Here is a 22917-nt window from a genome sequence, read left to right as displayed (position 1 = left end):
TGGAGACAACGGAGTTTCAGTGACTACTCACACATGCTATCTTCACAGCAACACTCCGGTATTTAGACGTATCAACACCCGTGCTGGTAGGTTCGGGATTAATGGATGACTCGCGCGTACGTATTCCCTAATGACATCGATTGTCATGGAAGACGTTAGCAAGTACTTCGACGGTGGGCAAACCATCGCGAACTACCGGCTAACGCTCGAGGTGGTCGACGGCGAGTTTCTGGTGTTTCTCGGTCCGTCGGGCTGTGGGAAGACAACCGCGCTGCGGTTGATTGCGGGACTCGAGCAGCCCTCCGAGGGAGTGATCTACTTCGATGACGAGCGGGTGGACGGGCGCTCACCGAGCAGTCGGAACGTGGCGATGGTGTTCCAGAACTACGCGTTGTATCCGCATATGACGGTCGCGGAGAACATTGGCTACCCGCTGCGGGTTCGGGGCGTTCCGCCCGACGAGCGCGACCGGAAGGTCGAGGAGGTCACCACGCTGTTGCACATCGAAGACCAGGTCGGAAAGAAACCGGCAGCGCTGTCGGGTGGACAGCGCCAGCGGGTGGCGCTCGCGCGGGCGATTATCAGAGAACCGTCGGTGTTTCTGCTCGACGAACCGCTCTCGAATCTCGACGCGAAGCTCCGCCAGGAGATGCGCGTCGAGCTGAAGCGGCTCCAGAACGAGCTCGACATCACGACCGTCTACGTGACCCACAACCAGGAGGAGGCGATGAGCATGGCCGATCGGGTCGTGGTGATGAACCGGGGGACGATCCAGCAGGTCGCGCCGCCACAGGAGCTATACGAGCGTCCGCGGACGGCGTGGGTGGCCCGGTTTATCGGTTCGCCGCCGATGAACCTGTTCGAGGGGACGCGACGAAACGGCTCGATCGACTTCGGCGAAGCAGGGGCCGTCGAGCTAGACGACGTACTGCGAGTCGGCGATACAGTCGACGACGAGGGCAGCACGGCGGCTCCGGGGGACGGCGACACTGCTAGCGTGGTGACGAGTGACGTCCAGGGTGAGGTCGCACTGGGAGTTCGTCCGGAGGACCTGACCATCACGACCTCGCGGCCGACAGCCGGAAACGTGATCGAAGGGCGGGTCGACACCGTCGAACCGCTCGGCGAGTACGTCCTCGTCAACGTCACGGTCAACGACCAGCTCGTGAACGCAAAGCTAGCCGACGGAACCGTCTCGCGCGATGAGCGCGTCTACCTCACGTTCGACGACGATGACGCCTACCTGTACGACGAGAACGGCGAACTGGTCAACTAACGGAACACAGAAACCCGAGCTATGAGCCTCCGAGACCACTTCGACGCGGTCACCGCAGACACCGACCGAGCAGACGGACTGGCCGTCGACCGAGACAAAGCGATCGCGATTGCTGTCTTTTTGATTCCCGGGCTGACGCTCTTTACCATCTTCTCCGTCGCCCCGATCGTCTACTCTGCGATCGGGAGCTTCTATTCGTGGGACACGTTCACGATGGAGCACTTCGTCGGCTTCGACAACTGGATTCGGTCGCTCACTGACCCGCTCATCGTCAACTGGTCGAACATGCGGGAGTTCCAGTACCCGATGGGGGCGCTCACGCACAACCTCCTCTGGGTGGTCCTCCACGTCCCGGCCAGTACGTTCCTCGGTCTGGCGCTCGCGCTGTTGTTCGCCGATCTGAAGGGACGGCGTATCCTGCGGTCGATGGTCTTTGCGGGGTTTACCGTCCCGCCAATCGTCATCGGTCTGGTGCTCATGTTCGTCTACGACCCACAAGCAGGCATCTTCAACGAGTTCCTGCGGGTGATCGGTCAGGGACACCTGGTCCGCAACTGGACCCAGTCGCCGCAGGTGGCGATCTACGCGCTTATTGCAGGCGGCATCTGGGTCCACACCGGTTTCAGTATGCTCCTGTACAGTTCGGCGCTGTCCGCTATCGACCCATCACTGATCGAATCAGCCAAGGTCGACGGTGCTAACGCGTGGCGACGGTTCTGGGACATCATCTGGCCGCTCGTCAAGCCGGTGACCGCGGTCGTCGTCATCATGGGCATCATCTGGGTGATGCGGATGTTCGACATCGTCTACGCGGCCGGCGGTGCTGCAGGCGGTCCGAATCACGCCTACTCCGTGCTCGGCATCGAAGTGTATCGGGCCGCGTTCCGCCCGCAGATCGACTACGGCATGGCGATGGTCGTGGCGCTGCTGCAACTGTTCATCGTCGCCCCACTCGCGCTCTACATCGCACGCATGCGGTGATCCCAATGACAGACGACGATCCACTCAACCCGACCGGCATCGACGCGGGAGCAGACACAGTCAACGACCACGACCGTACCCGATACCTGCGAACCGAAGAGATCCCCGAGACGGCACCCGAGGCCGATCTCGACTGGCAGACCCGGCTCAACGAGACGATCCCTACGAGTAAGCGTGCGCTCACGTATCTCGTTGCGATCGCCGTCGCGGTTCTCTGGATCGTTCCCTTCATCGGCCTGTTTATGGCCTCGTTCCGGCCCCTCTCAGAGATTATCGGCGGCTGGTGGCACGTCGAGGGAATGACGTTCACACTCGAGAACTACTACCAGGCATGGGACTACAGCACTGCACCGATGGGCCGGGCGCTGCGAAACACGTTCATCGTCACGATTCCGGCAGTGCTCATCGTGATGCTCCTCGGCGTGATGGCGGCCTACCCGTTCGCCAGATTCGAGTTCCCCTTGAAGACGACGCTCTTTTTCCTGATACTACTGGTGATGGCCGCGCCGCCCGAGCTCGTTGCGATGGGGAACTACAATGCACTGCACGAGTTCGGGCTGTTCGACACCTACATGGGGCTGATCCTGATCCACATCGGCTGGGGACTGGGCTGGGTCGTCCTCTTCCTGCGTAACTATCTGCTCGGGATTCCGGAGGAACTCGAGGAGGCCGCGCGGATCGACGGGGCCTCGCGGTACCAGATCTTCCGGACGATCATCCTGCCGCTGTCGACACCCGCGCTCGTCTCGGTGGCGGTGATTCAGTTCACCTGGGTCTGGAACGCCTTCTTTTTCCCGCTGGTATTCATGCGCTCGCCGGAGCTCTACCTCGCGCCGCAGGTGCTCCCGCTGATGACCGGACGCGTACAGGTCGAGTGGGGGATGATCGCCGCCGGCTCGATCATGACGATGGCCGTGCCGGTGATCCTATTCTTGCTGTTAGAACGGTACTACAAGCGAGGGATGGTGGCCGCGGTCGCGGACTGACAGTGGGAGGTCGCCATCAACACGACCACGGCATCCAGTTTCGGCAACCCAGATAGCGTTCCCCGTTTCAGCAGTTCACAGCGGCAACAACCCCATCCTCGTTGCTGCGATCGCAACGACGATTGCGAGCACGTTCGTCAGGAAAAACAGCCGCGAGGAGAGCCAGGCGAACCCGAGCAACACCGCGATCGGGAAGGCCGCAATCAGCGCCGGCCAGAACCCGCGAATTGAGAGACTCGCAAAAAAGCCGATGGTGAACACGTACAGCAGATCGACCGCGACGGCGTTAGCACTGCTGCGCCGGATTTCCTGGCCGACGATCTGGATGGACTCGAGTACCCCGCCGTTGTGAGCGTCGCGTCCGGCCTTGTTGTTACGTCCGCTCTCGAGACCGAGGGCGTTCCCGCTGCTGTTGGGACCTTCGGTAGTGGTACCTGTGGTGGGTGTGCCAGTGTCGGTGTTAGTGTTGGTGTTGGCGTTGGCGGTGGTATTGGTGTCGGTGTCGGTGTCAGCGTCGGTACCGCCGTCGGTCTCGAGTTTCGACACGCTACGGGCCGTCCTCCTGGACGGTTTCTTGCAGGACACCGTCGAGCGACTCGGTGATGCCGGTAACGTCCTGGTCCGGTTCGGCCCAGAGGCCGAGAAGCTGTGACCAGAATTCGGCCTGGAACGGATCACCGACCGCGTCGTCGAGGTCGGGGACGAGATCGACCTCGTCCGCGTGTTCGGACAGGTCCTGCATGATGTCGATATCGAAGGCGTCCGCCGGCACCTCGAGCGAGGACGGAACGAAGCCACCGCGTTCGGTCCAGACCTCCTGTCCGTCGGGGGAGATGATACCCTCGACAGCGGTTCTGGCCGCGTCGGTCGCGTCCGTATACGCAGGAATAGTGAACCAGTTGATGCTGGTCACCATCGCATCGGTGCCGGGGAGCATGAAGTAGTCGAGGTCTTCCGGATCCTCGATCGCGCCGAACGTCGGCGTCCACGACCCCATAAAGTACAGGGGCGTCTCGTTCTCCCAGAAGAACTCGTACTGGATGCCGAAGTCGCGGACTTCGCTGAAGTAGCCCGCCTGCAAGAGTTCCTGCAGTTCCTCGAAGGCCGTCACGACGCGGTCGTCGGTGAACTCGGCGTCGCCCTCGATGAGATCCTGCTGGAGCTGTGCGCCGTCCTCTTGCCGGAGGATAAACGCCTCCGTGACGTCGCTGAGCGGCCAGCCGTCGCCGTTCCCGGACGCGAGCGGTGCCTCGACGCCTTCGATGCCGTCGATCTCGTCGAGGAGGTCGAGGAAGGCGTCGTAATCCTCGGGCTCCTCGAGTCCGTGCTCCTCGAAGAACGACTGTCGGTACCAGAAGCCAGGCTTGAGGTCCATCCCGAACGGAGCGGCGTAGACCTCGCCGTTCGCCTCGACGACCGCATGCTCGGTCGAGTATTCGTCTTCGTCCCACAGGTCGCCGACCGGTTCGAGGTGGCCCGCCTGGCCGTCCCGCCGAACGCGCCCCTCAGTCGGCAACACGACAATATCCGCCGTCGCAATGCCGGCCTCGTAGTCCATCAGCGTCTCTGTCAGGAGCGTTTCGGTGTCTCGCGGCGCGTACGAGATGTCGACGCCGGTCTCGCCCTCGACGTAGTCGACCACAGCGAGGAAGTCTTCTTCCTCGTCGTCAGTCCAGACCGCTGTGACTGTGACTGCATCTTGCGCGCTGACGCTGCCAGCGCCGCCCAGTCCCGCCAGTACGATCGCCCCGCCGCCGACGCCACGGAGTACACCGCGACGGTCGACGTTCATGGTTTTGTCTCCCATGGGGTGCCCTATGACCGATCGGTATCATAATGGTTTTCCACATGTTGGAGTAAGTACAAGAAGGCGACCAGTCTGGCAGGCAGACTGATCCGGTCGCGTCGCAACCAGATTCGAACCGAACCCCTCCTCAGCAGTTCTCGAGATCCCAACCAACGAACGGCGCTTCACACTCGACTGCGAGCGCGTCTAACAGTCGGGCGAGGCCGAGATAACACCCTGAGAGCATCCCGATTCCCAGAATCGTCTCGTCATCGTAGCACTCGGCCAGGCGGTCGTGGATCGCGTCGTCGACCTCACCCGTGACGAACGCCGCGACGTAGTCGACGATCGCTGCGTGGTCGGACTCGAGTCGGTCCTGTTCCTCGCGGGAGACGGCGAGAATCTGTTCGGGATCCATCCCCTCGTCGAGTGCGACGCGGACGTGCTGGTGCCACTCGTAGGCCGAATCGGCGTAGTAGGCCGTCGCGAGGATCACGAACTCGCGTTCGTGGGGCGAAAGGCCGCTCTCGCGCCAGACTGCGGACCCGTAGGCGCGGAACTGCTCGAGCAGTGCGGGGTCCTGACCCATGGTTCGGTAGACGTTCAGCGTGCCGCCCTCGAGTGAGTGGCCGCGTTCTTCGGGTGGGACGTCTTTGTCGGACAGTGTGTCGAGCAGGTCGCGTTTGTCGGCCGGGAACTCCTCGGGGTCGACAGGTGGAATCCGTGGCATATGCGCACGTTTGTTGGTGAGTAAAAATAGGTCAGTGATGCTGCTGTGACGTGTTTAGAGGAAGTGATCAGACGGAACTGGACCGACCGGGTGTTCGTAAGGAAAACGACCGGGTGCGAGAATCGAACCACGCCGAGACGTGCTCGCTGGCGCTGCGCACGACTCGTCTGGTTCGATCTCGGTCGGACTTTCGACTCCTCCGTGAAGTCGTCGTCAGAAAGTCCGGGTGCGAGAATCGAACCCGCGTCTCAGCCTCCACAAGGCTGAAGGATAACCACTACCCCAACCCGGACACGCTTGCAGACGTATGTAGGTCCGGTTAACCTGAAATACGTTACGACTCGCGTACGTGATCGTGGTAGCAGATACCGCGGTTGTCCGGCGCTCACGGTCACGTTCTGAATCGGAACCTGAATCGCCGACCGAGACGTTTTTCGGCCACGCTGTCGTACGTCCGCCAACGCGTGGCCATCACCGACAAGATCTACGTCAAGAACCACCGGCAACTGAGCTCCCAGCTCGAGACGAACATCCCCAAAGGCGCGTTCAAGGGTGCCACCCTCGACATGCTCTTTCAGGGCGCAGGACTCGAGAAGCTCGACGACGCGACCCGGGATCGGGTACTCGACTTCACGGAGGACTTCCTCGACTGCGACTGCGACAACAACCCCTACTGTGGCTGTCCCGAGCGCAAGTTCATCGAGTATCTACTCGAGTTACGAGCGCAGGGACTCGGTCCCGATGCGATCGTTGATGTGATGAGCGACGACTACATGGTCTATGCCTATTCGGGCGACGTGCTCTCCTTCCTCGACAGCGGCGTGCGGACGCTGGAGGCGGCCGAGAGTCTCGCGCGGGTCGAGGGCGCAGACGAAAAGCGCGACGAGATTCGGCAGGCAAAGCAGGATCTCGCGCGGTAGTTCGCTCGCACAGCAACTCGTCTGAAACCGGCCGGCTATTGACACACCTGCGAATCGCTCTTCATGCACTTGCGCGTCGAGAAACTAAGTAGTCATCCGTAGACGACACCACCGTGTTGTCGCCACACCCTTCATTCCGAGGACGATTCCACCAACAGCTCCAACGTCGGTGGTGGCCCGAACACACTGGCACTGGCCATCCGACGCTGCAGACCACCCGGACACGATCCCAGACCACTCAGACACGATCCACCAAAACACCAGGTGACCACCAATGACAGCCGACGTCCTCGGCTACCACGCTTCCCACGAACAGTTCGCGCCGAGCGAGGTACTCGAGTACGCCCAACTCGCAGACGAGGAGGGCTTCGAGCACGCACTCGCTTCGGATCACTTCCATCCCTGGAGCGAGCAACAGGGCGAGTCGGGGCTCGTCTGGTCGTGGCTCGGGTCAGCGCTGGAGGCGACAGACCTGACGTTCGGAACGGTCAACGCGCCCGGCTACCGCTACCATCCGGCGATCATCGCGCAGGGAGCGGCGACGCTGCGCGAGATGTATCCGGAGCAGTTCTGGCTTGCGGTCGGCAGCGGGCAGGTGCTCAACGAGGGCATTACGGGTGTGGACTGGCCGATCAAGGAGGAGCGAAACGCGCGTCTCGAGGAGTGTGCGACGATCATGCGCCGCCTCTGGGATGGCGAGGAGGTGACCCACCACGGGCGCGTCGACGTCGAGCAGGCGACGCTGTACTCCCGCCCGGAGACGCCACCGCCGCTGATCGGGGCGGCGCTGTCCGAGGAAACCGCCGAGTGGCTGGCCGAGTGGGCCGACGGCATGATCACCATCGCGACGCCGAATCACGAGGACGACGCGGCTCGCGTCGAGGCGTTCCGCGAGCATGCCCCGGAGAAGCCGGTCTACCTCAAGGCCCAGCACTCCTACGCGAGCGACGAGGAGGCTGCACTCGAGGGCGCGGTCGAACAGTGGCGAAATCAGTGTATTCCGGGGACGGTGACGCAGGAACTTCGGACGCCGGAGGATTACGACGAACTTGGGGCACAGATCAGTGACGAGGACGTAGAGGCGAACGTTCGCGTCTCCGCGGATCTGGAGGAGCACCGCGAGTGGATCGAACAGGATCTGGAACTCGATGTCGATCGAGTCTACCTCCACAACGTCAACACGAATCAGGAGGAGTTCATCGAGGCGTTCGGTGAGGATGTACTGCCGGCGTTCGACTAACTACCGGAAGCGGCTGACGGGGAGGGGGCAGACTCGAACTTTCGTATCTCCACAGCTTCGCAACCGCCGCCCACCTACCGAAGCTGGTAGGAGTCGTCTACGTCCGCGCTATCGAGATCATCGAGGCCGTCAAAATCGTCGAGATCGTCGAGCAACAGCACCTCGTCTTCCTCGTCCTCGAGTCGATCCTGGAGCTGCGTGACGTAGGCCTTGTACTCGTCGAGTTGCTCACGAAGGTGGTCAGTCTCGAGTTCGAGTCGTTCGTGCTCGCGGATGAAACTCTTCGGGACCTCGACGGTCGGCGGGAACGAGAGGTCCGCGTCGTCGCCGTCGCTGCTGCCAGCACCCTCGGCCGATCTGATCTCGAGGTCGCGCTCGGGGACGACCGCGACCTGCCCGTCGTGCTCGACGAGCTGGTCGACGTAGTCGCGAAACACCGCGGACAGCGAGATGTCGCGCTCCTCGGCGATGTCCTGGAGCGCGTCGAACGCGTCCTCGTTGACGCGAAACGAGATCGTCTTGTTCTTGTTGCCCATTCGTACTCGTCAGTTACTCACCGGGCATTCCACTTAACGGTTCGTCAGACGAGAAGATTGAATTCGGTTCGAACGGCCAGCTCGTCGCCCGGTGTCGCACGCTCGGACGCTCGGACGCTTACGACTCCGGTACCAGCCCCTTCTCGGCCAGTTCGGCGATCGCATCCGCCGACTTCTCGAGTTCGAGTCCCATCCCCTCGCGCACGTGCTCGGCCTTCGTAAACTGGATCTCGCCGTACTCGACCAGTTGGACGCGGTTCCCCCAGGGATCACGGAACTCGAGTCCCGACACGTCGAGGGGGTCGACACCCTGATCGTCGAGCCGGCGCTCGGCGGTGTCGAGGTCATCGACGACGAGGCCGAAATGGCGCTTCTCGTCCGCGGTCGCCGCCGCGTTGGCGGTCTCCGATAGCGCGATGAACTGATCGCCCATGTCGAGAAACGCCGCCGTCTCCGACCGTCCCCGGAGGTCGAACGCGAATAGCGACGCGTAGAACTCGAGTGCGTCCTCGATGTCGCCGACCTCGAGGGCGACGTGGTTGATGCCGACGAGTTGCGGGCGGTCGTCGGTGTGGTCTGTGTTCGGCTCGGTTCTGGTGTCGCTCGACTCAGACGTGGACTCGTTCGACTCGGGCATGGGTTCGTGTACGCCGCCCGAGCGGGTAACAGTGGGGCCGGCGACGGGCAGTGGGATGGAAGGAAGGGGTCTGGAAGTGGGGCGGTGTGGTGGTGTGCCGGGGCGGCGGTGCAGCGGTCTGGTGGTGGTGTGCCGGGGCGGCGGTGCAGCAGTCTGGTGGTGATGTACCGGGTGGCGGTGCAGCGGTGTAGCGGGGCGGCAGCGCGACTGCGGGTGTCAGAGTAGGTACGCTATCAGTGTCGTACCTCACATCACACGGCCGAAAAATCGACTCGACGCTGGCGGTTACGCCGTCGCGTCGGCTTCTTGCTCCTCGAGTTGCTCGAGTGCCTGAATCACGTCGTTGCGGTAGTTGACGACCGGCGAGTCGTACTGCTCGCGGGCCATCTGGGCGTACTCGTTCGTCGGCGCAGTCGAGGCGCTCTCGGGGGCCTCCTGTTCGGCCTCCCACTCCTCGAAGGCCTCGATGCGGTCGAGCGTGCGTTCTGCGGTCTCGACGACCCAGCGGTCACGAGTTGCGGCATCGACGACGGCGATCGATTCGGGTCGGACGGAGACGTTGACGCTGCCGTCCTCGGTCTCGTAGGTCCGGGGCTTGCCGACGACCGAGACGTATGCCGGCGGCTCAGTCTCGCGCAAGATCGAGGCCGCTTCGGGCTGGTACTGGCCGGCGTAGACGAAGAACGTCCCCGTCGGGTCGACGACGCGGCCGCGCCAGTACTCGCTGTCCTCGCCGACGTCCTCGGTTTCGGTGAGGGTGCCGACGATGAACACGCGGTTTGCACGGTCGCCCGTCGGGAGCAGGGCGAAGTTCGGCGCGCGCTCGTCGTCGCTTTCTTTGAACGTGTACGTCGAATCGTTGAATTCCGAGGCGAAGACGCGGCGGGCGACTTCGCGGGTGAGTTCTGACTGGCTCATGGTTACATCGACCTCGCTTTGATCAGCAACTGTTCAGCATCGGCGGGCCCGTCGAGTTCGGAGACGTCGTCTGCGAGCACGTAGCGGCCGAACGTTGGCCCCTCGATGCGGTAGTAGGTGCCGACGATATCGTCTGCGATTTCGTCGGCGACGACGGTCGTGTCAAGCGCGTCCATCGCCATATCCTTGGCCTCCTCGAGAGAGAGCCCGGTCAGGTTCTCCGTCGCGTCCTTATCGAAGATGACCTCGTGGGCGTCGAGTCCGTCGTCGACGACGGCCTTGATCCGAAGGTCGAATTCGCCTTCGACCTCGCCGTGTTCGTTACAGCGCCCGTTCTGGAGCACTCTGGTGCAGTCCTCCTTCGGGCAGCGCTTGATGAGGCCGCTCCCGCTTTGCATGTCGATGAGCGCCCCTTCGATCTCGCTCGTATCGTCGCCGACCTCGAGTTCCTCGTCGAGTTCCTCGATGATGGTCGTGCTGTTGAGTTTGACCGAGTACCGTCCCTGGTACTCGTCGGTGACGACGTTCTCGAGGGAGTAGACCCCGCCCTCCTCGAGTGCGGGCAGTTCTGATTTGGCCCACTTGGTGAACTTGATCGTCCCCGTCGGGTCGCCGAGCAGGCCGACCTGGGCGACGGAGTCGCTGCGTGGATCCCAGAGTTCGATGACTTTCGCCGTGAGGTCGACCCACTGCTCGGGTTCGTCGACGTCTTCGACGTTCACCGCCTCGCTGGAGCCACTCGAGAGGTCCTCGCGGTCGAGGCCGGCTTCCTCTAAGTAGTGGTTGGTGACGCTTCGGCGCGCCTCGTCCATTGGTACTTTGTATTCGTCGACGAGCGTGGCCAGGCGCTCTTCGACGTCCTCGACGCTCACGTCGAGGTGGTCCGAAAACTGGTCGTGGATATCGTCCGCATGCTGTCGTACGTCGCTCATGGTGTCACGCCTCCTCTTTGGTTTCACTGGGAGGCATACGTCCATTCGCGCCCGATCATATTTAAAGTGCGGTTACCGGAGTGAAAGTGAACCGTGCGCACTGGGCGAAGACATCGTTACGACTCCGACTCGGTCGCGTCGTCCGGCAACCCGTCGCCCTCGTCGGTTTCGACGACAATGCGGATGTGGTCACCCTCTGTGAGTTCCTGATCAGGGTCCGCGGGAGCGCGGTTGACCGTCATCTCGACACTCGTCCCGTCGTCACTGTCGTCGTAGGTCGTGCCGTGGATGCTGATCGTAGAGGTGGTGATCGGCATCTCGATGTCGGACATCGCTTCGCCGAACGTGACCCGTTCGGGGTGCATATGCCAGACGTTGCCGTCGTTCGGGTGGAAGTGGAACGTGCCGCCGAGTTCCTCGTAGTAATACTGAGACTGCTCGAAGTCGATCGCCTCGCCGTCGACACTGACGGTGATCTCACCGTGTTCGTGGACCTCACCGCTCTCGCTCAGCCCAGATGCGACGATGTAACCGGCCGAGCCAATCACGAGCAGGACGAACGAAAGCGCGAGCCCGTAGACGATGATCGGATCCTTGCCGCCCGCTGGTCCCGACTGTGACTGCGAGGGGGACTCGAGTTCCCCCGCTGTGGCGACGCGGCGGCGGTCGATGCGCCCGAGTTCGTCGGCGTGGTCGCGCCCGAGGTGGGCCAGGTAGGTCTCCTCGGCGTCGAACGATGCGTCGCAGTAGTCACAGTCGGGCATCGGTCGTCTCGCACTAGCAAGAGGGAGTACTCAACGGTGTCGGTCGCACGAGCACGAGCACGAGGTCGAGGTCGAGGTCGATCTTACAGCGTCCACTCACGAGCAGCGATGGAGCACTACTGATTTTCGCCGTCGGCTCCGTGGCGCGTCGCCAGCCCCGCAAGGTGGGGCGACTCGGGGACGATCAACTGCTCGCAGGCGGTCTGACACGCGCCGGTGCTCCCCGGGATGCAAAACACCGGTGTGTCGACGGCGATTCCGGCAGTCGCACGCGAGGCAATCGCCCGCGTGCCGATCTCCTCCCACGAAAGCGCTCGAAAGCGCTCGCCGAAGCCCGGGAGGTCCCGTTCGAACAGCGAGGATGTCGCCTCGGGGGACACATCGTCCGCGGTGACGCCCGTCCCCCCGGTCGTGACGACGACGTCGATATCGGGTCGAGCAACGAGGCCGCGAACGGCGGTCCGGATCGACGAATAGTCGTCTCGGACGAGCAGCCGCTCTTGTACCTCGTGGCCCTCGGCTTTGAAGCACTCCTCGATGGTGTCACCGCCGGGGTCGTCGGGTTCGGACCCGGTATCGTCGGCCTGCGCGCGCGAACTCGAGACCGTTACGATCCCAACGTAGAGGGGATCGATGACGTCGTGTCCGTGGGCGTCGGTACTGCGCCGATCGTCTCGGTCGGTTGCCATACGTGTATCTCTACGCTGCAGTGTCATAAGCGGTGGTCGACACGAGTAGCGGTCGTCGCAAGTGATGCCCACTGTGAGAGGTGGCCGACGCCGTCGAACCGAATCGAGCACCGCAAGACTCGTCGCTGTCTGCGACTACACAGGCCAGTACGCCCGTTCGGAACGTTTTATTACCACTCGAGCAACCTGTCACGTACATGGCCCCTCGAGACGCCACGGGTAGGCTCCCACCCGCTGCAGCCTTCGCCCCAATCCTACTCGCCAATCTGGTGCCGCTGGTCGGCGTCCTCGAGTTCGGCTGGGATCCCGCGACACTGGTCGTCATCTACGCGCTCGAGGTGCTGCTCGCGTTTCCGCTCGCCGCGGGGAAAGCGCTGTTCGCGGGGAAACCACCGAACGTCGAAGAGTTAGAGACGGACGACGACGAGAGTAGCGGCGACTCGAGTGTCGTCACTATCGGCAACACGGATCTGGCACGAAAGCGAGGGAGCGTGCGGCTGGTGTCCTGGCTGCCGCCGGTGTATCCGCGGAACGTGCCGTTCATCGGCGCGATGCTGTTCGCGACCGTCTGGTCGACGCTCTTCATCGTGGCCCTGCTGTCCGAGGTGGCCATCGACGAGGCTCTCGTGCGGCCGGAGGTCTGGCTCAGCGTCGGGGCGCTGGTCAGCGGGCAACTCATCGAAACCTGGCGTGACTATCTCCGCGGCGGGCGCTACGAGGAAACCTCGCCGTACGCCGTCATCGAAACCCCTGCGCGCCAGGCCTTTTTCCTGATTTTCGTCCTCTTCATCGTGGCGGAGGCCAGCGGTGCCATCGTCCTCGCCGCGTTCGTCGCCGTTAAACTGCTCGTCGACTGGTCGGCCTTTCGCGCGACCAACGGCGGTGGTGGCCGACTCACGGGGTGGCTGTCCGGTCCGGACGGCGAGGACGAGTCCAACGAAACTGACGAGACCGACGGGACCGACAAGACCGACGAAATCGGTGAAAACGGAGAGAGACTCGAACCCCTTTCCGTACCCGCTGGCAAACCGGACGCTCGCGTTTCAACACACACGCCCACAGTGGTTCTCACCGGCATCCTCCACACACTGGTGAAGCCAGCACCGTTCTACACCGGCATCGTGATCGTCGCGTGGTTCATCACTCTCGCTGTTCTCGGCGATGCCGCCAGCGGCGGGTTCGCGGTCGCGCTCCCAGTCGCCATCAGTTTCCTCGCACTCGCTGCGCTCGCCGGCTATCTGACCCTCAAAACGCTCGAGCACATCCTCTCGCACGCGCCACTCGAGTACCGCCGATACGACGACCGACTGGTCGCGTACGACACCTGGGTCGAGGAGCCACAGTGGCAGATTCCGCTGCACGAGATCCGCGACGTGAGTCTCGTCGCCGACCGGTATCCGGATCGCGTGTACGACACCCGGACGCTCGAGGCGCAGATGGGCTGGGGCGACGACGAGGCGACGCGAGAGATCGGTCCGGTCGTCGACGCCGACGCGTTCGCCGAGGCGCTCGACCTCCCGATTCGTGGAACGGTACTCGAGTTGCAACCGATCGACAGACGGATTGCAGCGATTGCGGTTGCCCCGCTCGGTGGCCTCCTCGTCGGTGCCGTCGCGGTTGTCATTGGCCCGTGGCCGCTGCTTGGCGCGCTTCCGTACGTCGTCTTCGGGCTCCCGTTCATCGCGCTCGTTCTGCACGGAGTCTGGCGGCAGGCATACCCAGATCCGGATCCGGATCCGGGTCCAGAGTAGCACTCACGTTGACCGCTAAGGGTCTCGTGTTCGCAGAGCGCTCGGACCAGACACCGACACTCGATCCTACGGCTCGATCGAAATCACCGTGGTCTCGCCCATGCCTGTCGGCGCGACGTTCTCGTACTCGAGCCAGTCGTCGTCCAGCTCCGCGTCGGTGAGCAGACACTCGTCGAGACGCGCCTCGAGGGCGTCCAGGTCGACGTTGCGGCCGATCAGCGCGAGTCGTGTCTCGCGGTCGCCCCACTCTTCGTCCCACGGGAGGTCGGGCTGGCCACGACGGTACGTCTCCTGGCGATCCGCGGGGAAGCTGGCGATCCAGCGGCCCGTCACCTCGAGTGTGGTCTCGCTGCCAGCGTAGCTCATCGTGATGGCCTGTTTGTCGCGGCCTGCGATCCAACACAGTCCCTTCGCGCGCACGAGGCCGTCAGGGAGGTCAGCGAGGAAGGCGGCGAACCGTTCGGGGTGGAGCGGCCGGCGGCGGTGGTAGGTGTCGACGGCGATGCCGTAGCGCTCGGGCGGGTGGGCGTGATCGTGTTCGTGATCTTCGTTGTCGTCCGCACAGTGATCGTGACCCGCCTCACCGTGGGCGTGATCGTCACCGCGCTCATCTGTCTCGATCGCCCGCTTCCAGCCCGCCGCGTCGGTCACCGCCTCGAGGTCGAATCGCTCGACACCCAGGATCTCGGCAGGATCGACCACCCCGTGCTCGGTCGTCACGACCTCGGCGCGTGGCTGAAGTGTCTCGAGAACGGCGGCGACGCGATCGCGTTCGGCGTCGGAAACGAGGTCACACTTGTTGACGACCAGCAGGTCGCAGAACTCGACCTGCGCCAGAACGAGATCCGCGAGCGGACGCGTTCCGGAGTCGTCCGGTCCCTGCACGGCGGGAGCGTCGCCGGAATCGGCGTCGGCGAACCGGTCGTGGAATCGCCGCGCGTCGACAACGGTGACGACAGCAGAGAGGTCGTACGGCCCCCCAGCGGGGCCGCGAACGAACTGGCGGGCAATCGGCTCGGGTTCGCCGACGCCAGAGGCCTCGACGACGAGATGGTCGAACTCGTGTTCCTTCCAGAGCTGGATCACCGCCCGCGAGAGTTCGCCGCCGAGGCTACAACAGATACAGCCGTTCTCGAGTGCGACGACTTCCTCGCCGGTCGCGAGATCGGTGCGAACCTCCACGAGATCGGCGTCGACGTTGACTGCGCCGACGTCGTTGACCAACACTGCAACGTCGCAGTCGGCCGACTCGAGGAGGCCGGAGAGCAACGTCGTTTTCCCCGCGCCGAGTTCGCCGCTGAGGACGGTGACCGGAACAGACATACTGGTTACCGGGAGAGCGCAAGCTCACGTCGGTCTTCCGGTTCGAACGGATCGGAGTAGCGCGACCAGTTGTCGTCCATCTCCGCGTCGGTGAGCACGCAGTCGTCGAGCCGGTCGATCAGCCCGTCCTCGTCGAACTCGCGTGCGATGAAGACCAGCCGAGTCATTCGGTCGCCGTACTCCTCGTGCCAGTCGTCTTTCAGACCAGGGCGGGCGGCGAAGTACTGCTCGCGTTCGGCTTTCGGGAGGGTCGCGAGCCACGTGCCAGCGGGGCCGGCGCGGACGGAAGTGCCGGCTTTGTCGACGCCCATCGCGACATCCTCGCGGCCTGCGCTCCAGAAGAAGCCCTTCGCGCGAACGATTTCGTCCGGCATGTCCGACAGCAACGCGGCGATGCGCTCGGGGTGGAACGGCCGTCGGCGTTGGTAGACGAAGGAGGTGACGCCGTGTTCCTCCTGTGGATCGTGGTGATGATCGTGCTGGAGTTCGTGTTTCCAGCCCGCCGAGTTCTGGGCACGCTGGAAGTCGAATGTACCGGTCCCCAGAATCTCGTCTGGGTCGATGTTCCCGAACTCCGTGCGGACGATCTCCGCGCGCGGTTGAAGGCGCTCGAGAACGGTCTCGATCTCTGCAAGCGCATCGTCGGGAACGAGGTCGCACTTGTTCACCAACAGCACGTCACAGAATTCGATCTGGTCGAGCAGGACTTCCTCGGGGACGCGACCAGACTGGTCCTCGAGTTCCTGTTCTGTGAGGGCAACACCGGAGTCGAACGACTCCCAGAAACTGTGGGCGTTGACCACCGTCACCATCGTGTCCAGTTCGTAGGTGCCGGTTGGATCGAACTCGGCGTCCTCGAAGCCCATCGCGAACGTCTGGGCGACCGGAATCGGCTCGGAGATACCGGACGATTCAACCAGCAGGTAGTCGAATTCGCGCCGGTCGGCGAGCCGGCCGACTTCATCCAGCATGTCACCTCGCAGGCGACAGCAGATGCAGCCGTTGGACAGTTCGATAATCTCCTCTTCGCCGCCCAGGTCGGACTGCTGGGTGACGTGCTCGGCATCGACGTTCACCTCCCCCATGTCGTTGACGACGACGGCGACGTCGAGGCCGTGATCTGCGGTCAGTACGTGATTCAAGATGGTCGTTTTTCCCGCTCCGAGGCTGCCACTGAGGACGGTCACGGGAATAGGGTCGTCGGTCATGCGCCGATTGTGAATGAGAAGGTCCGTGTTGTTAATGTTAGCCATTACGTGCTGGTGGCTTATTGAATAACAAATACCAATATTTGTGGTTGAGGTATTAACAACCACGGATGCCCGTCATCAGCGTCTCTATGCCCCACGAACTGATCGATCGACTCGACACCGTCGCCGAACGCCACGGGTACGCGGGGCGAAGCGAAGTCGTCCGCGAGGGATCGCGAGTCCTGCTCACCGAATTTGAAGACGACCGTCTGGCGAACCAGCAACTCGCGGGAACCGTCAGCGTCGTCTCCGATTTCGAAACCCAGCCTATCGAGCGACAGCTAACAGCGCTTCGTCACGAATACGAGGGGAGCATCGCTTCGATCACCCACAGCCACGTTGGTGACTCCTGTCTCGACGTGCTAGTACTCGAGACCGACTGCGACGAACTGGCGACAGTCGTTGGGAAACTTCGGGCGATCGACGGCGTTCAGGCGGTGGAATATTCGCTGGTACCGCTAGAGACGGCCGAAATTTGATCGAGTGTGACAAACAGATAGTGCTGCTTCAATATAGCTATTAGAATGTTAAATGAGGAACAGATAGTAGCCACTTGCTTGTCCAGTATCCGATGTGGGTGACAGATAACAGACATACATTGTTGTTTCACAAGGGAACGTATCCCTACCTTTGGAGTGTCTCCCGCAATGGCTGACTGTCGTAACCCTTGTCGGCGACGAGGGTCTGCAAGTCGCACCCCGGTATGCGGACGACTTGCGCACACACCTCTGCGTCGCTTCCTTCCCGTGTCGTTGTTCAGTGTACGTTGAGGACCGCTTGTGTCTCTGTGTCGACGAGTTTCGTCGCTCCAACCGTTTGAACGCGGAAATTGTGCGGTTGCAGTAGTGCTTACTTCTGGTGACCACTTGTAGTATGTCGCGTCAATAGCGACGTGTGCGAGGGTTCGTGCAACTGCGCCGAGTGACGCAATAGCACTCGTCAGACCTGCATCATGCCTCTATCAATTCAATCAGACAACGTCGATGGATGTGGAAGGTCATCGGGCTGATGGCCGATAGTCTCCAGAATTGGCGGCATCACCCTCAGGAGACCGATTATCATCTCGTAGGTTTCATCGAGGAAAATCCGCAGTCCGAGGAGGGAAATCATGGCGTGCTCAGCGAAACCGCCGCCTTCCGGGGCGGCAGTTTCGTCGAGATTGTTGCAATAAATTTTTGCCAGTGACATCATTTCCTCGGTGAAGCGAGTAGTGAGGTGCATCCAGATTACCACTCACCCGCTTCAACTCCTTTGATTTACCGACTTAACCTGGCGCCAGCTAGTGATTCAATAGAGCCAAGATCTGGGTTCGAGCCCTCAAAGAACGCTTCGATTCGCCAGCGGGGTGCTGTTCAAATTCGGGTTTGAAGGTTCAGGGTGTCCATGCCCGAATTCAGCCACCTCACGCCACCTGAGGACAGTGTTCAGATGAGTTGGCATACGAAGGCAAATGATTTGAGTTGTCGTGGCGTCCGTACCGGAGTTCGTAATCTCGGTGGTGGAGAACGGCTTTCAGCCAATCGACGAAGTCAAGGGAAAACGCAGCAGACTGAACAGCCCAACGGCTTAGCGGTAGAGAGAATGAAACTCATAGCGTGAGGTTACTAGCAATGTCTTTCCACAGTAGTGACTGGTTATCATTCAAGGAGTGATATAATAAGATATATAAATATCTACCTAATTTATAGATGTGATGGAGAATAAATATGGAGTGCTTACTAGATCAAGTGAGAGACTAAACGCCACAATTATTTAGACACACAAATGGAATATAAACATTTTTCGAGACGTAATCTCGTGAAGGCCATAGGTGGATCCTTCGTAGGGGGGACGGCAATGGGTGCGGGTCATTCATCGTGGAAATTCGGTCCTACACATTCCGACTCACCCAACACCGATGATGATATAAGACATCCAATTTGGAAAATCTCCAAAGTAACACACGATAAGGATCACATAGAACGCCAATCACTTGCTATTCATACTTTGTCATACAATACCGCAACATGGGTTGAAGATGACAATCAGTGGCGCCATGAATTCACTCTAACAGGAACTGCGTTCGGGGCAGTAGAGCAGGTAGATGGTGGGCAAAAAACATCTAATACTATTGGGGATCATCGATTCGGAGCGACGGCACCAAGTGGGAACTTGAGCCCAGCACAACGCCATTCAGATGAGACAATCGGGTTCATCCCTGGCGGGGCGTTTATGAATGAGCTTAGAGAACAAAACGTTCAAGATGACATCTTGGATCTCGTTATCTCTGGAGATACGGATGTCACTGATATCGACTACGAAGAACAATTCGCTGAGATGTCTGGTGCAATTGACGAAGCGTCTTCGTCTGATGTTCCAGAGGCACTCCTTGGCCTGACGTTCACTGGAATCGGACTTATTCCAGGACCTCATTCTACGGCGATCGCTGTCGGAGGTTCTATCGGCATGGCTGCTGCAAAGATTTTCGGAAACAGTGATGATGGAGAGAAGCAAAATCTGCAAGAAGGATTCCTCCACGAAACAGATAATGCCAAAGATGGCTCCGCTAAAGGTCATTTCGTAACATTTCACGTCTATGCAGAACCGGAGGAAGAAGGAATAGTCGATGTCACCTCGGAGTTTGATGTCCTCCACACGCGACTATCCGAATTGAATGAAGAAGTGACTATTTTACCGCTACCAGAACCTGCCGACGAACTTCCTCATTCGGTGAGTGGGGCTTGTGTTGATGCTATTCAACAATCAATCGTTGCAAATGGATCAAAGTTTGACGACAGTTCTGAAATCTCGCACGATGTGTCACCAGAAACACCATATGGAGAGACGTTCAATCCAAGTTTCGGATTTATAAGTGGTGGCAGACCGAGAAGAGTTCAACCTGATAGACCTATTATATTTACTACCAATGACGGTGATGGGGCTGAATGGTACGTCACTGATGCAAACGGAAAGTGTAATTCTGAGGGAGTCTCCCAGTCACTTACTTATACCTTCGATAGTGAAGGTTGGGCGATAGTTACGGCACTAACAAGGGACAAAGCTGCCGTCGCTCAGGTAGACACAATGGAGGTATTCGTAGGGAACCATGACAGCGGTATGTATGGTGTGAAAATCCCTGTTGACAAAGCTGGAGATGTTGTTGCTGACTCGCGAACAACTGCGCTTAAAGTACCGTCTCGGGGCGATACCAGCAATTGTCAAAAACGTGGGATTCGAGGAGATATATGGGTTGATGGAGACGACCTTTTCTTTACCGTGGGTGATGGAACCGTCTGGAAATACGAAGGGAACTTTCGTGAGCCAGGGGATGAGATCAACCCAGGCTCGCTTTGGATTGAGAATGACGAGTTCCGGTACGTAGACGAGGACCACCGAGTGAGAGCTCTAACTGACGTTGACGGTGGTGGCCCTGTTCCTGGTGAAAAGGGATCAGTCTGGATCGAATCATCAAAAATCAACTATGTAGATACAAAGGGAAAGAGAGTCGTCACTACTGCAGCAAACCAGGAAGAAGTCATGGAGGGAGCTCACACTGATGAGCACTTTGAGTATGACAGTGATGAGCGGCAACTGGAGGATGATCTGTGAATTATGTGTCAGGATTTCAACGATAATGATGATGGAATGTATCGCCGGTCAATGCTCATGTCCGGGGCATTGACGGCAACGGGAGTAAGCAGTGATGCAGGCACTCCGCTAACAGAAGGAGAGGCCGAATCTAGTCAGACCTCCGGAAGCACATACATCAAGAAGGCCCAGAGCGACTGGCCAGAGATCAGTGATATGTATTCTTGTCGTGTTCCAGATAGCTTTGAAGGGATCGGAGGAGGAGATATCATCAAGATTACAGTAGAAGGAACCACAGATGAGTTCTATTTCGGAGTCTATGGTACACACGGTAAAGGTTATAGTAGCTCGATTCGCATGGGAAAGAATGCTCGAGAACGAGCTAATACAGAAGTTAATGATGAAGTAAGTTGGGAAAAAGTAGACGACGAAGAAGCCCCCTCATATATCGACTATGCAAAAACAGGCTGGTATGAATTGGGTTCTCCATATACAGTCAGAGTTCCACCCGAAGATAGTGATCTTGTAGGGGACTTCGTTCAGGTGAGTTCTCTCAGTGGTAATGGGCAATCATTATATAGCGTTGCCGGGACCCACAACGAAGACTATACGCTTAATACACTTCGTATGAGTTCCGCTGCGAGGGAACGGTTGGGGGATGCTGACATCGCATCACCGGTGGAATATAAACCGTCATCGGAGACCTCTGGACGAACGTACCCGAAACCAACTATTGAGTATGCTAAAACAAAGTGGGACAACGTCGGTGACGAGTTTGCAGTCAGGCTTTCGAAAGGATTTTTCGAACATTCAGAGTACCAGATTGACCAACTTAAATCACGGGAAGACAATATCTGGATCGAACGGAGTGATACCAAACAGGCTAATTGCTTCGGCTATTGGGCCCAGCACGACCAAGATGGTTTCTGGCCAAGCATCCGAATGGGTAGTAACGCCCGCGAGCGTTTAGGCCATGTTGATACCGGTACGCAATGTGAGGTCAAAAAGTTCACCGGTATCTGGCCTCGAATGGGTGTAGCCTTGAGTGATTGGGGTGAGGAGGTTGGAAATGCACTCCTCTGTGGAATCAACGAAAAAACCGCTGCCAAGCTCGGCGTTGAGAAGGGCGACATGGTGACGGTTCGGAGTCGAGCGTTCAATCAAAAACGTGTCTTCCAGGTTCATCGCGTCTACAGCGATCACGAAACCGATAGAATGCGGGCTGTGATGCGGACGGCACGCTGGGGTAGACATCGGTTTACCAACGCCGACGGCGCTTCCGTCAAAAACGATAGCCCGCGCTTTACTAGTCCTAGTGAGCCTGACGAAGTGGATAAGCTCACGGAGGACGACGTTATCGGTCTGGATGTCGAAATCGAGCCGTTTGAACCAGAGGAAGGACAGAAGTACGTCGGTGTTAGTCAAGCGCGTTCGGAGTGGGATTTCTCCATGACGAACGAACGAGTTTTCTTCCACGAGGAACTGGTCGACGAGTTCAACATTTTGACGAAATTCGACGGAGAGCCGATAGATCGCAGCTTTGAGCCAGAGGAAGCGAATGTGACCGAGGGTTGGGACAATCTACGGCTCCACCATGCCGACTATCCCGACGACCGCTACCAGGCCTACACGGCTTATGGAACGTACTCTGATGACAGAGAAGTTCCAAGAATCCGTATGACTTGGTTCGCACGTCGTCATCTCAACAATCCAGAGTACGATGACGAGGTTTTCGACAAAGGGCAGTGGGACCAAGACCGACATGGAGTGCCTAGATCGTTCGTCGTTCAACTCGACACTGACACTGAATATCAAGTTCCAAATCCCGACCTCAGAAAGCCAGACATCGACGAACCAGCGCTTAGAAATTCTACGGGGACAGTTGAACAGGAGGTACAAGCGATTGCCGAACAGGGACTCCCACACGCCAACGTCTATCATCCAACAGTCTATGAGGAAGAGGAGTCCGCCGAGTGGTACAAAGACAGCCCTGACAAACGCTTCCTTCCGTTTGCTCCCCATGGGGGAGACACCGAGTGGCGAACAAGCCGAATTTGTTACTACATCGCCCAAGAGCTCGACACTCCGTACTGGATCCACGAAGGTTACCGTGAGACCATCGGTTCGAGCTTTGACCGGTGGCACACGACTTCGTCGGACATGCGTAATGGGTATCCCGCGATTGAGGCCCTAGGGTTCGACTGGGATTATTCACTTTCAATCCACGGATTCACTGCGGACGGCATACTCGTCGGCGGCCTACTTGATCAGGAGCTCCGTGAAACGTACGGCGGCTATCTCGTAGAGGCGCTACCCGACGAGGACGTACACGTCTACGGCGATGACCACCCTAGCTGGGCAGAGTCGTTCGCTGGAACGAATCCTCGGAATATTACTAATGAGTTTACGAACGGCGGCGAGAGGAATGGTCGCGGCGGTATTCAGCTTGAACTCCCGTCGTCGGTTAGGACTGAACAATGTAAATGGGTAGATGTAGCCGAAGCGACGATCGCGTTCTACCGGCAGGAGATGAATATCGAGTAAAATCTATCTGAGCGTGGTCTGACCCCGAACCATACTGCAGTTTGATGGCAGCACTGTCAGGTCCAGTTCCTCCCAAGGCATCCTCAG

21 protein-coding genes and 1 tRNA gene are annotated in these 22917 nt (G+C 59.7%); 9 read left to right on the top strand and 13 right to left on the bottom strand.

What is annotated here, in order from left to right; all coding sequences use genetic code 11:
- Positions 1-145 precede the first annotated feature (145 nt).
- The 3 genes from C483_RS12190 to C483_RS12180 are packed head-to-tail and all read left to right on the top strand — an operon-like array spanning position 146 to position 3243.
- On the top strand, positions 146-1276 hold the full coding sequence (locus C483_RS12190; protein ID WP_006653660.1) for an ABC transporter ATP-binding protein: 1131 nt from the start codon (positions 146-148) through the stop codon (positions 1274-1276).
- 21 nt (positions 1277-1297) lie between these two features.
- A complete protein-coding gene (locus tag C483_RS12185; RefSeq protein ID WP_006653659.1) occupies positions 1298-2257 on the top strand; it encodes a carbohydrate ABC transporter permease in 960 nt (319 codons plus the stop codon).
- Positions 2258-2262: 5 nt separating this feature from the next.
- Positions 2263-3243 carry a carbohydrate ABC transporter permease gene (locus C483_RS12180; protein WP_006653658.1) on the top strand — a complete coding sequence of 327 codons (981 nt, stop codon included), beginning with the start codon at positions 2263-2265 and terminating at the stop codon, positions 3241-3243.
- Positions 3244-3318: 75 nt separating this feature from the next.
- On the opposite strand, the gene C483_RS12175 is transcribed toward C483_RS12180, so the two are convergent.
- From C483_RS12175 to C483_RS12160, 4 genes are all read right to left on the bottom strand, one after another.
- Positions 3319-3789: a hypothetical protein gene (locus C483_RS12175; protein WP_006653657.1), complete on the bottom strand. Its 471-nt coding sequence runs from the start codon at positions 3787-3789 to the stop codon at positions 3319-3321.
- 1 nt (position 3790) lies between these two features.
- Positions 3791-5050: an ABC transporter substrate-binding protein gene (locus C483_RS12170; RefSeq protein WP_049912631.1), complete on the bottom strand. Its 1260-nt coding sequence runs from the start codon at positions 5048-5050 to the stop codon at positions 3791-3793.
- A gap of 127 nt (positions 5051-5177) precedes the next feature.
- The gene (locus C483_RS12165) at positions 5178-5759 is read right to left on the bottom strand and encodes a carboxymuconolactone decarboxylase family protein (protein ID WP_006653655.1); all 582 of its coding nucleotides are present in this window, start codon (positions 5757-5759) and stop codon (positions 5178-5180) included.
- A gap of 220 nt (positions 5760-5979) precedes the next feature.
- Positions 5980-6051: transfer RNA gene (locus C483_RS12160), tRNA-His, on the bottom strand.
- Between the two features lie 172 nt (positions 6052-6223).
- Between C483_RS12160 and C483_RS12155 the strand changes: the two genes are divergently transcribed.
- Positions 6224-6679 carry a DUF5814 domain-containing protein gene (locus C483_RS12155; RefSeq protein ID WP_006653654.1) on the top strand — a complete coding sequence of 152 codons (456 nt, stop codon included), beginning with the start codon at positions 6224-6226 and terminating at the stop codon, positions 6677-6679.
- A 274-nt stretch (positions 6680-6953) separates the two neighbouring features.
- Positions 6954-7919 carry a TIGR03885 family FMN-dependent LLM class oxidoreductase gene (locus tag C483_RS12150; RefSeq protein ID WP_006653653.1) on the top strand — a complete coding sequence of 322 codons (966 nt, stop codon included), beginning with the start codon at positions 6954-6956 and terminating at the stop codon, positions 7917-7919.
- 74 nt (positions 7920-7993) lie between these two features.
- Here the strand turns inward: C483_RS12150 and C483_RS12145 are convergent, their stop codons facing one another.
- The 6 genes from C483_RS12145 to C483_RS12120 all read right to left on the bottom strand — a co-directional run bounded on the left by C483_RS12145 (position 7994) and on the right by C483_RS12120 (position 12395).
- Positions 7994-8455 carry a hypothetical protein gene (locus tag C483_RS12145; RefSeq protein WP_006653652.1) on the bottom strand — a complete coding sequence of 154 codons (462 nt, stop codon included), beginning with the start codon at positions 8453-8455 and terminating at the stop codon, positions 7994-7996.
- A 118-nt stretch (positions 8456-8573) separates the two neighbouring features.
- Positions 8574-9092: a VOC family protein gene (locus C483_RS12140; RefSeq protein ID WP_006653651.1), complete on the bottom strand. Its 519-nt coding sequence runs from the start codon at positions 9090-9092 to the stop codon at positions 8574-8576.
- 285 nt (positions 9093-9377) lie between these two features.
- Positions 9378-10010: an RPA family protein gene (locus C483_RS12135; RefSeq protein WP_006653650.1), complete on the bottom strand. Its 633-nt coding sequence runs from the start codon at positions 10008-10010 to the stop codon at positions 9378-9380.
- Between the two features lie 2 nt (positions 10011-10012).
- Positions 10013-10942: a hypothetical protein gene (locus C483_RS12130; RefSeq protein WP_006653649.1), complete on the bottom strand. Its 930-nt coding sequence runs from the start codon at positions 10940-10942 to the stop codon at positions 10013-10015.
- Positions 10943-11058: 116 nt separating this feature from the next.
- Complete coding sequence (locus tag C483_RS12125; RefSeq protein ID WP_006653648.1) at positions 11059-11706, bottom strand: hypothetical protein; 648 nt, start codon at positions 11704-11706, stop codon at positions 11059-11061.
- 116 nt (positions 11707-11822) lie between these two features.
- A complete protein-coding gene (locus tag C483_RS12120; protein WP_006653647.1) occupies positions 11823-12395 on the bottom strand; it encodes a MogA/MoaB family molybdenum cofactor biosynthesis protein in 573 nt (190 codons plus the stop codon).
- Positions 12396-12592: 197 nt separating this feature from the next.
- On the opposite strand from C483_RS12120, the gene C483_RS12115 reads away from it, so the two are divergent.
- On the top strand, positions 12593-14146 hold the full coding sequence (locus C483_RS12115; protein WP_049912628.1) for a DUF6498-containing protein: 1554 nt from the start codon (positions 12593-12595) through the stop codon (positions 14144-14146).
- 66 nt (positions 14147-14212) lie between these two features.
- Here the strand turns inward: C483_RS12115 and C483_RS12110 are convergent, their stop codons facing one another.
- Entirely contained in the window at positions 14213-15469 is a 1257-nt protein-coding gene (locus tag C483_RS12110) for a CobW family GTP-binding protein (protein ID WP_006653645.1), read from the bottom strand.
- Positions 15470-15474: 5 nt separating this feature from the next.
- Positions 15475-16677, bottom strand: a complete 1203-nt coding sequence (locus C483_RS12105; RefSeq protein WP_049912672.1) for a GTP-binding protein — start codon at positions 16675-16677, stop codon at positions 15475-15477.
- 110 nt (positions 16678-16787) lie between these two features.
- Between C483_RS12105 and C483_RS12100 the strand changes: the two genes are divergently transcribed.
- On the top strand, positions 16788-17198 hold the full coding sequence (locus tag C483_RS12100) for a CopG family ribbon-helix-helix protein (protein WP_006653643.1): 411 nt from the start codon (positions 16788-16790) through the stop codon (positions 17196-17198).
- Between the two features lie 487 nt (positions 17199-17685).
- On the opposite strand, the gene C483_RS20655 is transcribed toward C483_RS12100, so the two are convergent.
- Positions 17686-17940, bottom strand: coding sequence for a hypothetical protein (locus tag C483_RS20655; RefSeq protein WP_049912627.1), 255 nt, complete (start codon positions 17938-17940; stop codon positions 17686-17688).
- 543 nt (positions 17941-18483) lie between these two features.
- Between C483_RS20655 and C483_RS20000 the strand changes: the two genes are divergently transcribed.
- Together C483_RS20000 and C483_RS12080 are read left to right on the top strand one after the other, a co-directional pair.
- On the top strand, positions 18484-20307 hold the full coding sequence (locus C483_RS20000) for a hypothetical protein (protein WP_152419877.1): 1824 nt from the start codon (positions 18484-18486) through the stop codon (positions 20305-20307).
- 3 nt (positions 20308-20310) lie between these two features.
- Positions 20311-22830 (top strand): poly-gamma-glutamate hydrolase family protein, encoded by a 2520-nt coding sequence (locus C483_RS12080; RefSeq protein WP_083860429.1) that lies wholly within the window; start codon positions 20311-20313, stop codon positions 22828-22830.
- Positions 22831-22917 lie beyond the last annotated feature (87 nt).

This window comes from Natrialba hulunbeirensis JCM 10989 (genome assembly GCF_000337575.1).
GTDB lineage: Archaea > Halobacteriota > Halobacteria > Halobacteriales > Natrialbaceae > Natrialba > Natrialba hulunbeirensis.
The sequence above is the reverse complement of the archived record's forward strand: the minus strand, read 5'-3'. Positions and strand labels throughout refer to the sequence as shown.